The organism is Breoghania corrubedonensis, from assembly GCF_003053845.1.
In the GTDB taxonomy this organism is placed as follows: Bacteria; Pseudomonadota; Alphaproteobacteria; order Rhizobiales; family Stappiaceae; genus Breoghania; species Breoghania corrubedonensis.
Window position 1 is genome coordinate 1006924 of sequence record NZ_QAYG01000001.1, and the last position, 12975, is coordinate 1019898.

Below are 12975 nucleotides of genomic sequence, written 5' to 3' on the forward strand. Positions count from 1 at the left end.
CCAACACCTGCAAAAGAACGGTCGCCCCGGGCAACCCGGCCGATCGGGAACGCAGCGCCGTATGTCCGATGACTTTCGTCCGACGACTTCAACATGTTGGTGCGCCTTCAAAGAGCAAAGGAGAGAGGTCCGTCAATTCGGTAATGACCCGATCCGGCTGTCCCTCGCTCAGCCGGCGACCGTTCCGTTCGACAAATACGAAAGGCATGGCGATCGCCCGTGCCGCGGCCAGATCTTCCGCTCCATCGCCAACGAAGAGCGCATCGCCCGTCTCGCAGTTCAGCCGGCGACAGGCGAGCAGCAGGAGGTCGGGATCGGGCTTGTTGCAAAGGCCGGCTTCGCCACCACCGAGTACAACGTTCACCCACGGGGCGAGCGCAAGCCTGTCGAGCAGGATCTCCGCGTCCCGGGTCCGCTTGTTGGTGACGACCGCCACCTTGCGGTTTTCCCGCGCCAGCGACTGTACCACCTCCCTGGCGCCGCGATGGAGCGCACTCAGCGCCGTTTCGTGGACATGATAGAGGGAAACGTAGCGGGCGACCATGGCATCCTGCTCGTCCGGCGAAAGCGTCTGCCCCAGATGCCGGGCCGCGCGTTCCATCAGCATGCGCGCGCCGCCTCCGATGATCCCGGCAACCGTATCCGCTGCCAGGGGGGCTTTGCCGAATGCGGCAAGCGTCTCGTTCAGGGCCGCCACGACAGCGGGCAGGGTATGCGCGAGGGTGCCGTCCAGATCGAACAGGACAGCCCGGGGCCATGCGCCCCGGCACGCGTGCGTGATGCCGCGCTTGCCGGCATGGGGCAGGAGTGCGCCTGCCGCCCGCGTGACATTGAGATCCAGCTCGCCCGCGCCCACAGCCCGGCCGATGGCGGGCATGGCCAGCAAAGCGCGCCGCGCGGTGGCCTCGATATCCGCCGTGTGTTGGACCGGTGGCGCCGCGACGACGACGTCGAGAACCGCGGGCGGACCGTCCTCGAGACGGGCGGTATAGTCGGTGACGGAGGACACCGCGAACAGCGCCTGGTCCATGGCGGCGCGCGACAGGCTCTCTGCGCCGCGCAGCGACGCGCCCCCGCCGATCCGTCCGCCCAACCCGACGAGACGGCGAAACGGCGAGCCGCAACGACATGGCGTATCGATCATGCGCGCGAGATCGCCGGTGCGATACCGGATGAGGGGAAGCGCCGTGCGGCGCAAGGTGGTGAGCACGATCTCGCCCTCCTCGCCCGGCTGGACGGACGTGCCGGACAGGGGATCGATCACTTCCACATAGAGATCGGTTTCGCGGATATGCGCGCCGGCATGGTGGGGACAATCGAGCGCGCCGCCATATCCGCTCTCCGTCATGCCCCAGTGATCGAACACCTCGCAGCCCCACAGCGTATTGAGCCCGGCGATCAGCGCGGCGCAGGCGGCGTCGGAACTGATCAGAGCCGCGCGGATGGCCGGGACCGGGCCGCCATCGGCGTGGGACAGGCGGGCGGCGGCGAGAAACGGCACAGGCGGGCCGAACAGGACGTCGGGCGTTTCCGAGCGGATCCAGCCGAGAAGGGAGGCCGCGGAAAGATCGGCGAGCGGGGCGGTCAACGGCGTGGCATCAAGGCGTCGCGTCGCCTCCACCAGATCCTCACCGATGCTGCCGGGCCGCTCGGCGGGAAAGACGATCCCCACCCGGTCGCCGGGCCGGGCGAACTGGGCCATGCCGTGGTGGAAGTAGTCGATCGTGTCTTCCACATCTTGCGCGGTAAAGGCGATCCGCTTCGCCTGCCCCGACGTACCCGAGGTCTGGAGCGTGACCATCCGGGCAATGGCGCTGCGCGGTGCCGCGGTAAACGGCGGATCGTTGCGGGCAAGTTCCTGCGGCCAGGTGAAGGGCAGCCGGGCGACGTCCGCCAGACTTTCGGGCAGCGCGTCGGGCCATTTCCGGCGCGTACGGTAGAACGGGCTTTCGCGCCGGGCATGCGCCACCGTCTCGCGGATCCGGGCGAGATGATAGGCGTCCCGCTTTTCCGCCGTGAGCGGAGCGGACACCTCCATGCGGCGGGCGGCCCAGTCCATCATCCCGTGTGCCTCCTGTAGAGGCTGTGTCCCTGCCGATCCGTCAGATTGTGGGCGCAGAACGGGATCGCCCGCTGGTCCGGCGACATGACGTGGATATGGCATTGGCGCAGGCGCTCCAGATCCAGCGTCCAGGCATCCTGAAACACCATCGCCGACAGCCCCAGAGTGTGGGCGCGCCGCTGCAGGACCGCGTCAAAAGCGGCGAGCCCCGGCGCATCGTCGTTTGACGTCTCGGCCAGGGTCCACTGATCGGCCACATAGCGCCGCGCCCGCGCCACATCCGCGCTGGGCCGCGCCTCGGCTGCCGGGGCGGCGGTTTCATCCGATGCCGCAGTCGCATTCTCTGTGGAGCCGCAGCAACATCCATGTTCCTCCTCATGGGCCGTGGCCCCACCGCAGCAGGAATGCCCGGCCTCCGCCTCGTTCGCGCCGCCACAGCAGCTGTGCGCATCTTCCGCGCCCTTGGAGCCGCCGCAACAGGCGTGGTCTTCTCCCGCATCTTTCGAACCGCCGCAGCAGGAATGCTCTTCCTCGGCGTGGCTGGAGCCGCAACAGGAGGATTCCTCCTCCGGCGGGGCGCCGCAGCACGAGACGGGGGCGTCCCTGTCCACGGTGAGCCGGCCATCGTCGCCGAGCAGGAACCGTCCGGCAAAGGAGCAGAACGGATTTTCCGCCGAGCCGGGATGGAAATCGGACAGGCGGATGGCGCCTTGCTCGTGGGCGATCAGGGCCTCCATCACCTCCGGCAGAGTGAAACGGGTTTCGGGGCGCGGCGGGGCGGGCACGCGGCCGAAATAGCTGATCGGCTGGAAATGGACCGCCCGGACCGTGGGCATGTGGGCCTTGGCGAACTCCACGATGGCACCGATCTGGCCGGTGTTGACGCCGGGCACCAGCGTCGGCACCAGCACCACGCCCACCCCGGCACGGCCGCAGGCCTCCACCGCCTGAAGCTTGACCCTGGCGAGCTTTGCGCCGCGCAGCTTCTGGTGAACGTCATCGCTCACCCCATCGAACTGCAGGAAGACGCAGTCGAGTCCCGCCTCCACCAGCGCTTCCAGATAGTCCGGATGCTTGGCGATGCGCACGCCGTTGGTGTTGACCTGAACGAACGAGAACCCCTTGCGCCGCGCCAGCGCGACGATCTCCGGCAGATCGTCGCGCACCGTCGGCTCGCCGCCGGAAAGCTGGATGTGCACCCGGCCGCCGGCGCGCTCCATCAGCGTGTCGAGCCAGGCCTCGACGGTGTCGAAGGCAATGTCTTCGCCCTTGCGGGTGGCGGAGGCGAAACAGACCGGGCAGGCCAGATCGCAGCGCGAGGTGACTTCCAGAAGCACGCAGCAGCTTTGCTGCTGGTGATCCGGGCACAGGCCGCAATCGCGGGGGCAGCCCTCGTGGACGACGGTCGCGGGCTTCGGCACGCGCGAGCGGTTGCGTGGGCTCGCATCCCACATGAAGTAGCTCTTCAGACCGCGCCAGATGGGCGTGGAGGTCGTGCCGTGTTGCGGGCAGGTCTTTTCGAGATAAACCGTGTCGCCCTCCGCGTAGCGGATCGCCGGCACGGTCGCCAGACAATCCGGGCACACGCTTTCGGTGTTCGCGAGCACGAGGCGGCTGTCGGAAAAGGTCATGACGCGATCTCCCGGATAACGGGGATGGAGGGGCCCGTGGCGGGTTCAAAACGCGGGTTGGCGAGAGAGAGGCAAACGCCCGCCGCTTCCACCAGGCGGGCGATGACCACGGCGTCGGCAAGGCGCCGTCGGGCGCCGGCCAGCGCCGTCTCGTCCGCCGCGAACCGTTTGAGAGCGGGCGCGAAGCGTTGTTCCAGGGTCACCTGTTTTTCCCCCGCGACGAGCTTGTCGGCCAGATAGACCACGGCCGTTTCATCGATGATCGAAGGCCGCGCAGGCAGAGCCATGTGGTGCTCGATGATCGCCGACAGGGCCGGAAAACCGAAAGTGCGTATCATCTGCGCACCGAATGCGGCGTGATGGGCGCGGCCCTTGGCGATGTCGTGGAGCAACGCTGCGGCGCGAATGCGGGGAATATCGAGACAAAGTCCCGCCCGGTTCAGGGCTGTCGCCAGCGCGAGCGCAAGATCGGCCACCGCACGACCATGGCGACGCACCGGCACAGGCGTGCCCGCCGCCTCGAACATGGCAAGGCATTCCGCCTCGCTCGGCACGGTTTCGTAGACCAGAGCCGCGTCCAGGGCGCGATGATCGCGCGGGGTGTCCATGTCGCGCAGACATCCTTCGTCGAACACGGCGACTTCCACAGCCTTGTTTTCATGACGGGCAAGAATGGTGCAGGCTCCTTCCGTGTCGTCCGCGGCGAGGATTTCCGAAAACAGCTCGCGCGCGATGAAGGGCGGATGACCGCGTTCGCCCCTGAAAACCGGATGGACGAGAACCGCCCCACCGTGGCGCGCCTCTTCGAGGATCCGGGTTACGGATGCCGGCCGAACCAGGGGAATGTCCGCCGGCATGAGAAGACACCCGGACATATTCTCATCCAAAGATGCGATGCCCGCCTTGATACTGCTCAACATGCCGGTCCTGAAGGCGGGGTTTGAAACCGGGGTCGCGCCCAGCCGGATCACATGCGGAACGATCTCCTCGGCACGGTGGCCGACGACCACGTGGATATGTTCGACACCGGCGTGCCGCGCCGCCGCGATCACCCTGCCAAGAACGATATCGTCGCCGAGCGGCAGAAGCGGTTTCAGGGCGCCCATGCGCGAGGAAAGCCCCGCCGCCAGCACGACCGCCGCAATTTCCTTGCGCCCGCTCATGGTTGCAGCTCCCCATCCGACGCGGGGCGCGGCGGATGGGCGATGTCGACGTCCCGGCTTTCCAGGATCTCGCGGATCTTTTCCCAGCAGTCGCCGACAAGGCCGGGACAGCGCTCGGCCTTCAACGCGGGATCGAAGCCCATGATGTCGGCGCAGGTGTAACCACCATAACGCTCCTTCGCCATGACGACGAACCAGCCGCTGAACTCGTCCAGCATGTCGGCGAAGCGCTCGTCCTCGGGCTCGTCCTCCCCGCCGCGCCCCGCAAGCAGGCCCAGCACGCAGCACCCGCCGGAAAGCGCGCCGCAGTCGAGCCCCTGACCCATCCCCAGCGCGAGCCCGGACATGGCGCGCACCAGGTCGGGATTGCTGCGCCCGCCCGCCTCCAGTGCGAGCGTCATCAGCACGTGGCTGCATTTCATGTCGGCGAGCAGCAGTTCCGCGATGCGGAAAGTGTCCTCGTTCATGGTCTGCTTCTCCTATGTTGCCGCAGGCGCTTGTGTTGCCGTTGGGGCCGGGCGGGCCGGCCTGACGGCGAGCGCCACGCAGTAGCCCGGCGCGACGGCGCGCATGGTCCGGGCGGTGGCGGCGTCGCCCCACAGCACCTCAAGCGATCCGTAGCGGAAGATGAACCGCCCGACCCAGGTCCGCAGCACCTCGGAACGGTCCTCGAACCGGGTCACGACAAGCCCGGCGGCGGCGATGAGCGATTGCAATTGCACCGCCGAACGAATGCCTCCCGCCCGCGCGCAGGCGCTCTCCCGGGACGCGGGACTGCGGGCGTAGACATCGGCAAGCGCCAGACGCCCGCCCGGGCGCAGCACGCGGGCCCATTCGGCCAGGATCGCCGCCTGATCGGGCATCACGGAGAGCACGCATTCCGACAGGATGCCGTCGAGCGCACCGTCGCCGAAGGGCAGCGCGTTGCCGCGAGCCTGCACGAGGACGCCCGGCACCCGGTCGCGGGCGGCCCGCAGCGGCCCTGGATCGGCGTCGATGCCGATGGCAGAAATCCCCCGCGCGGCCATGAAGGCGACGCTGCGACCCTGTCCGCAGCCGATATCGGCCACCCGGTCGCCGGCCGCGAAACCGGCGCCGTTCACGAGCTCCTCGGTAACCGCGCAGCCGCCGGGGCCGAGCGGCTCGCCCTCGCCGTCGCACACCAGCCCGCTACCGAAAAGGCCGGCACAAGCAGATGCGGACGAGGTGGACGAGGCGCGCGCGGGAAGGCGGTCCATCACTTGTCCTCCAGCGCCTGCTCGACCTTCAGCATGCGGCCGGCCGCCAGATCTTCCGAGACATAGACGAAACCGCAGGACGGGCAGACCGGCAGTTCGACGGGAAAGGTCTGCCCCATGTAGCTCGCCTGCACCTTGCCCATGCGCAGAGGCACATCGCATCTGGCGCAGATCAGATCGTCCGTATCGGGAACCGGGACTTCGGGAGGAACCGGGACGCTCATGACTTCGCCTCCACGTTCATGCGGTGGCCATAGGCCTTGTGGACGAGCGCGCCGGTCTCGGTATTCTCGTACTCCACCCAGGTGGTGACGGGACCGCTGCGCAATGTCGCGATGAGGTGACCGGTCTTGCGGTCCTTCAGCTTGCGGCCGGTGGTCTCCGCATCGGCGATCACCGCGGTGACCTCATCCACCAGAATCAGCTTGCGTTCCATATCGGCGCGCACGTCATCCGGGATGTGCACGTTCCAGACGGATTCGGGGTCGCTCATGTCTTCTCCCCACAGGTTGCGCAGCAGCCGGATCTTCAGCCGGGCGCGGTTGTCGCGGCGCCCGGAAAAGCCGGGATCGGGCCGGGCGGCGGGATCGGCGCCGTCCTCGGGCGGAAAGGCGAGATCGAGAAGGTGCGCCGAGCGCTTGCCCCGGCGGGCGAAGTTGTCGCGGCACATGGCGCAGTAGGTCAGGTAATCCTCCGGCCGTTCGGCGGCGCGCGCATCGACGGTGGCGTTCGCCACGTCCGGATTGGCGAAGGAGACGAGACCGCCGAAGCCGCAGCAGGTGGTCAGTTCGGCGGACGAGATCTCGCGAACCGAAGCGCCGAGCCGCGCGGCCAGATCGCGCACGGCGACGTGAACCTCGCGCTCGTGCCGGCCCGTGCAGGGATCGTGTATGGCGAGCGTCTTGCCGGCGGCGCGCGCATCCGTGCCTTCCGGCCAACCGATTTCGGCCAGAAGCGGCCAGAGCGAGCGGACCGGCGCCTCGCTCAGATGGGTGCGCAGCATGGTGAGGCAGGTGGCGCAGGCGGTGACGATTTCCGGCTCGCCCATCTCCTTCCAGGTTTGGCGCAGGTGATCGACCACCTCGGTGTGAAGCGCTGTGCGTCCTGACCAGTGCGCCGGTGCGCCGCAGCAATCCACCATCAGGCCGACGCCGCCCTCCAGCCGGTCGCGCAGATGCGCGTAGACCCGCTCCACGTGACCCGGGGCGGAAGCGGTGAGCTGGCAGCCGGGGAAGAACACGCGGGCACTGCGCTCGCGCCCCGGCTCGTGACGGGCGAAGGCGGCGCGCGCGGAGCGGCTGTCCTCCATGTCGCGCAGGGCGAAGTCGTGATGGGAAGCGGGCATGTGGCCGCTGTCGACCATCTCGCGCCGCGCCTCCAGACAGACGTCGCCCATCGCGAGATCCGTCGGGCAAACCGTCTCGCACAGGCCGCACAAGGAGCAGCTGTCGATCATCCGGTTGGCCTTGCGGTTGCCCATGATGATGCTGAGGTTGTTGTGGATCTCGCGCACCGCCCGCTTGGGGTAGGTCTTGTAGTGGGCGAGGAACACGCAGGCCTTCACGCATTCCTGGCAGTGACAGGGGAAGCAGCGCGCGGCCTCCGCCTTCGCCTCTTCAAGCGTGTAGCCCGCCGCCGTGTCGACCGGCTCGACGGGAGGGACCGCCTCTTGGGCTGCGGTGTTCACATAAAGACAGGAGGCTTCGCCGTCCGCGTCGTCGCGCTTGGCGGTCAGCGAGGCGCCCTGCAGAAAGCGGTCGATGGAACCGGCGGCCCGGCGGCCGTCGCGAATGGAGCCGATGGGCGAATAGACCTCCCCGAGCGCGCCGTGAAAGCCGCCGCCGAACACCTTCGGGTGGCTGGTGGCGCGACTGTTGGGGTCGATGTCGATCCGTCCGTTGTCGGTCAGGCGGACAGTGGAGGAGAAATTGCGGGCGACACCCGGCCCCAGCGCCAGCAGGACTGCGTCGAAGTCGTCTATGAGCGTGTCGAGCCCCAGCGGGCCGGGGCCACCGGCGACCCGGCTTCTGACCCGGATCTCCACGCCGAGAGTTTGCAGCGCGCCTATTTCGGCGGCGATCACCGAGCGCGGCAGGATGTCTTCGTCATAGTCGTGGTAGAGGCGCTCCAGCGGATGGGCATCGGCTTCCAGAACCGTGATCCGGTGCCCCTTCATGGCCAGATCGAAGGCCGCCGTCAGACCGGCGAGGCCTGCACCGACGACGGCGACGCGCTTCGGCTTGGATTGGCGCTGCGCCGTCCGGCGCAAGGTGGCGTAGCTTTCCTCCACCAGCGCGCGTTCCACCGCGGCGATGCGGATGGCGCCGCCCGCCTCCTGCCGGCGGCACGTCGCCTCGCAAGGGTGGTCGCAGATGTGGCCGACGATGCCGGGAAAGGGAACCATCCGGGCGTAGAGCGCGAAGGCGCCGGAGAAATCGCCCTTCTTCACCTTTTCGAGAATGGCGCGCATGTCCACGTGCAGCGGACAGGTCGCCATGCAGGCAGGCGGCTGTTCCTCGATGCACCTGGCTTCCAGTTTCCTGACGCGATCACTGTCCATGTCCGGCCCCTCCTGGGGACCCCCGGCGAACGAGACCATTTCGCCGGAGGCCGGTTTCGGGAACGTCATTCGTTCCGGTTGGCGGGACGGACGGTTTCAAGGACCGCCAGCCCCGCCGACCGGGAATCCATGGCGGCAAACGTTTGCCGCCATGGAGCGTGGTGGTCAGTGGACGAGGTCGGAGGCGGTGCCTTCGCGCGCGGCCTTGGCCTCCAGTTCCTGCTTGATCACCTCCGGCAGGGCCGGCACCCGGAAGATCCGAACGCCGCAGGCATTGTAGATGGCGTTCAGGATGGCCGGATGCGGTGCGGTCAGAGGCGCTTCGCCGCAGCCCGCCGCGCCGAAGGGACCCAGCGGACGCGGGGTTTCGAGATACAGGATCTCCATCTCGTCAGGGACGTCCTTCGGATAGGGGATGCCGCAATCCTTCAGGGTGTTGTGAAGTTCCAGATCCTCGAAGTCCTCGGTCAGGGCGAGACCGATGCCCTGGGCCAGACCGCCGTAGATCTGACCGTCCACCGTGGCCTTGTTGATGATGGTGCCGACATCGACCGAGGTGGTGAACTTCACCACCTTGACCTCGCCGGTCTCCACCTCGACCTCGACCTCGGGCATGAAGACTTCGTACATGTAGATCGGGAATGGATCGCCCTGGCCCGTTTCCGGGGTACAGTCGGTGCAGGCGGCGGCGACCCAGTTGCCGTCGTAGACCAGAGGGACGTTGTCGGCGACCATCTCGTCGTAGGTGCGATAGGTGCCGTCGTCCTTGCGCATGGCGTTCAGCAGCATTTCCGCCGCCACGCGCGTGGCGTTGCCGGTGAACACGTTGGAACGGCTGCCGCCGGCCGGACCGGAGTTCGGACCGTTGGTGTCGTTCATGTCGAGCTTGATCTGGTCGACGGTGATTCCGGCCTGACGCAGCACCTCGTGCGCCATGGTCAACGTACCGAGATCGGCGCCCTGCCCGTGGTCTTCCCATGCGTTGTAGACAACGACGCCGTCGCGGGTCATCTCGACGCGGGCATTCGAACTGTCGGGACCGTCAAGGCCGCAGCCGTAGATGCCCAGCGCGATGCCGACGCCGCGCTTGACCTCATCGGTCGACAGTTCGGCGCAACGCTTCTTCGCTTCCTCGTATTTCGGCCGCAGCATGTCGAACAGTTGCGGCAGAACCAGCACGTCCGGCTTCTGCCCGGTCGGCGTGGTCGAGGTCTCGTTGTAGAGATTCTTGTAGCGGAACTCGAAGGGGTCCTCGCCCATCTTCTCCGCCAGGATGTCCATGGCGATTTCCGACGCCAGGAAGGCTTGCGGCGAGCCGTAGCCGCGGAAGGCCGATCCCCAGGCGTGGTTTGTCGCAACCGTGCGGCCCTGACCGCGGATGTTCTCCAGATGGTAGCCGGCACCGGTGAACTGGGCCTGGCGCAGCGTCACCAGATCGCCGAATTCCGAATAGGGGCCGTGATCGAGCCACCAGTCGGTTTCCATCGCGGAGAGCTTGCCGTCGTCGCCGCAGGCCAGCCGGATGTTGATGTTCACCGGGCTGCGCTTGCCGGTGTAGGTGATGTTCTGATGCTGGTCGTAGACGAGGGAGACCGGCTTTCCGGTGGCAAGTGCGGCCACGCCCAGCAGGGCTTCCATGGTCGGCGAGAACTTGTAGCCGAAGGTGCCGCCCGTCGGGTTCTGGATCAGCCGCAGCTTGTCCGGCTCCAGTCCGAGGCCCGGGCAGATCATGGCGTGGTGAAGGTGCACGCCGATGCTCTTGGACAGGATCGTCAGCACGCCGTCATCGTCGACGAAGGCCTCGCCGCAATCCGGCTCCAGGTGCAGGTGGGGCTGGCGGGAGCAGTAGGTCGTGATGTCGACCACGGCGGCGGCCTTGTCGATCAGGGGAGCGGTTTCCGCGCCCTTGACGACGCCCTGCTCGTAATAGGCGTTGGGAACGCCCGGATGGATCTCCATCGCGTCCGGAGCGAGGGCTGCGAAGCCCGACATGTAGGCCGGCAGGATTTCCAGATCGACCTTGACCTTTTCCGCCGCCGCCCTGGCGTGGGCCTCGGTATCGGCGGCAACGATGGCGATCGCGTCGCCGTACTGGAAGATCTTGTCCCTGCACAGGATCGGACGATCCCAGCCGTCACCCTTGTTGGAGGGGAAGGTGATCAGGCCGGTAATGGCGTTGCGGCCCTTCACGTCCTCCCAGGTCAACACCTTTTCGACGCCGGGCATGGCCTCGGCCTCGGAGGTGTCGATGCCCTTGATCTCGGCATGGGAAACCGTGGCCTGCACCAGCGCCAGGCGCAGCGTGCCCTCGGGCATGCGCAGGGCTATGTCGGCGCCGAAGTCCCAGGTGCCGGTGACCTTGGCCTCGGCCGAGGGACGGATATAGGAGGAGCCGAGGATGGAGCCGTCTTCCTTGGCCTTCGGCATGATCTCGGCAACGCTCTTCTCGCCGCGCATGACGGCGGCGGCATCCATCACCGCATCGACCAGCGGCTTGTAGCCGGTGCAGCGGCACAGGTTGCGGTTGCGGTTGAACCAGGCGCGGACCTGTTCGCGGGTCGGGCTCAGGTTCTTGTCGAGGAGCGCCTTGCCCGACATGATGAAACCGGAGGTGCAGATACCGCACTGCGCCGCGCCGTGGGTCATCCAGGCGACCTGCAGCGGATGCAGGTTGCCGGGCGTGCCGACACCCTCGATCGTGGTGATCTTCGCCGCCGGCGCAAGTTCGTCGACGACCTTGAGGCAGGCGCGCACGGGTTTGCCGTCGATGATGACGGTGCACGAGCCGCATTGGCCGTTGTCGCAGCACACCTTGCTGCCCGTCAGCCGCAGCTGGTTGCGCAGAACATCGGCAAGGTTGGCGCCCGGTTCGACCAGAACCCAGCGATCAACGCCGTTCACGTTCAGACTGATGCGTTTCATGTTGTTTCTCCCTTAGGGCGGCGCGGAGAAGCCCGTGCCGCCGGATCGGTCGCCGGGCGGGTCGTACGGGGCGGGAATGGCTTTTCCCGCGTCCGATCCGCTCGACCCTTCGAGCCCGATGTCCCCGCTAAGGGGACATTCCCCTTGGAGAGGAGGTGGGGCGGGGGGCGGGCCAGCCCCCGAAGTCGGGTCCCGGTCGGGGCCCGCTCGTTTCAGGCCGCGCCGAGGCCCGAAACCCGCTCGGCGGGGACGGGATCCACATCGCCGTCCTCGCCCTTCGCGGATCGCCGCGACGTTTCGAGATCGGCCATGAAACGGGAGCTCACGGCCTGAGCGCCCCGGATGTGAGCAATCATTTCGGCGACGACCGACACCGCGATTTCCTCGGGCGTATCGGCGCCGATATTCAGGCCCACGGGGGCATGGACGCGGGCCAGCCTCTCCGACGGCACGTTCTGCGTGCGAATCTTGTTGAAGACGGTCTGGACCTTGCGCTTGGAGCCGATCATGCCGATGTAGCCAGCCGGCGTGGTGAGCGCCCAGGACAGCACCTTCGTGTCGTGGGCATGTCCCCGGGTCGCGATGAAGATCAACGCGTGCTCATCGGGCGTCAGGTTCGCGGTGACCTCTTCCCAGGGGCCCGCATGGACGGCGCGGGCCTCGGGAAAGCGCTCGGCATTGGCGAATTCGGGCCGATCATCGATCACCTCCACCTCAAACCCGACGCTTTGCGCCAGGCGGGCGGTGACCAGCCCGACGTGACCGCCGCCGAACAGATAGGCGGAGACGGCCGGACGGAAGGGTTCGACAAAGACGTCAAGCGCCCCGCCGCACACCATGCCGCTGTCCAGCAGCGGATTGTCGTGCAGGTTGAAGGAGACCATCCGGGGCTTGCCATCCTTCATGGTCTCACGGGCCTTGGAGATGACTTCTCCTTCCGCCGCCCCGCCGCCGACCGTGCCGACGATGGAGCCATCCTCGCGCACCAGCATTTTGGCGTGGTCCGAGGCGGGGACCGACCCCTGGACGTTGACGATCGTGGCCAGCGCGCAAGGGCGTCGCGCGCTGCGTTCGCGAACCAGTTCCTCAAAGACATCCATGGTGTTTTCCTCCAGCCATATCCTTGTTCGGGTGCCGGCACGGGGCCGGCCCGAAGAGGGGCTTGCGCTTGCGGGGATCAGACGTGCTCGATTGCCCCGGACTGGCAGACGTCGACGCATTGCGGCTCGTCGAAGTCGCCGACGCACTCCTGGCACTTGTTCGGGTTGATCGTGTAGACCTTGCCCTTGTGGCTGATCGCCTTGTTCGGGCAGACGTCCTCGCAGGATCCGCAGGCTTCGCAGATCTCGGGGTCGATACGGTAGGCCATGGGATAACTCCTTTTGTCTCGCCGGGATCG

10 protein-coding genes are annotated in these 12975 nt (G+C 67.3%); all 10 read right to left on the reverse strand.

The genetic code is table 11. From position 1 onward, the window contains the following. Positions 1-88 precede the first annotated feature (88 nt). The 10 genes from C8N35_RS04390 to C8N35_RS04435 all read right to left on the reverse strand — a co-directional run bounded on the left by C8N35_RS04390 (position 89) and on the right by C8N35_RS04435 (position 12945). A complete protein-coding gene (locus C8N35_RS04390) occupies positions 89-2062 on the reverse strand; it encodes a DVU_1553 family AMP-dependent CoA ligase (RefSeq protein ID WP_170122017.1) in 1974 nt (657 codons plus the stop codon). Further along, on the reverse strand, positions 2059-3693 hold the full coding sequence (trsS, locus tag C8N35_RS04395; protein ID WP_210203378.1) for a radical SAM (seleno)protein TrsS: 1635 nt from the start codon (positions 3691-3693) through the stop codon (positions 2059-2061). The genes C8N35_RS04390 and trsS overlap by 4 nt, the downstream gene beginning before the upstream one ends. After that, positions 3690-4856: a DVU_1551 family NTP transferase gene (locus tag C8N35_RS04400; RefSeq protein WP_107988357.1), complete on the reverse strand. Its 1167-nt coding sequence runs from the start codon at positions 4854-4856 to the stop codon at positions 3690-3692. The genes trsS and C8N35_RS04400 overlap by 4 nt, the downstream gene beginning before the upstream one ends. Then, complete coding sequence (locus C8N35_RS04405) at positions 4853-5323, reverse strand: DVU_1555 family C-GCAxxG-C-C protein (protein ID WP_107988358.1); 471 nt, start codon at positions 5321-5323, stop codon at positions 4853-4855. The genes C8N35_RS04400 and C8N35_RS04405 overlap by 4 nt, the downstream gene beginning before the upstream one ends. A gap of 12 nt (positions 5324-5335) precedes the next feature. After that, entirely contained in the window at positions 5336-6094 is a 759-nt protein-coding gene (gene trsM / locus C8N35_RS04410) for a DVU_1556 family methyltransferase (protein ID WP_107988359.1), read from the reverse strand. Further along, positions 6094-6318, reverse strand: coding sequence for a DVU_1557 family redox protein (locus C8N35_RS04415; protein WP_107988360.1), 225 nt, complete (start codon positions 6316-6318; stop codon positions 6094-6096). Before C8N35_RS04415 ends, trsM begins: the two co-directional genes overlap by 1 nt. Next, on the reverse strand, positions 6315-8654 hold the full coding sequence (locus tag C8N35_RS04420; protein ID WP_170122018.1) for a pyridine nucleotide-disulfide oxidoreductase/dicluster-binding protein: 2340 nt from the start codon (positions 8652-8654) through the stop codon (positions 6315-6317). Before C8N35_RS04420 ends, C8N35_RS04415 begins: the two co-directional genes overlap by 4 nt. A 165-nt stretch (positions 8655-8819) precedes the next feature. Continuing rightward, a complete protein-coding gene (locus C8N35_RS04425; RefSeq protein ID WP_107988362.1) occupies positions 8820-11576 on the reverse strand; it encodes a molybdopterin-dependent aldehyde oxidoreductase in 2757 nt (918 codons plus the stop codon). A 212-nt stretch (positions 11577-11788) separates the two neighbouring features. Continuing rightward, positions 11789-12676, reverse strand: a complete 888-nt coding sequence (locus C8N35_RS04430) for an XdhC family protein (protein WP_107988363.1) — start codon at positions 12674-12676, stop codon at positions 11789-11791. A 77-nt stretch (positions 12677-12753) separates the two neighbouring features. Then, positions 12754-12945, reverse strand: a complete 192-nt coding sequence (locus C8N35_RS04435) for a 4Fe-4S binding protein (RefSeq protein ID WP_107988364.1) — start codon at positions 12943-12945, stop codon at positions 12754-12756. Positions 12946-12975: the final 30 nt, after the last annotated feature.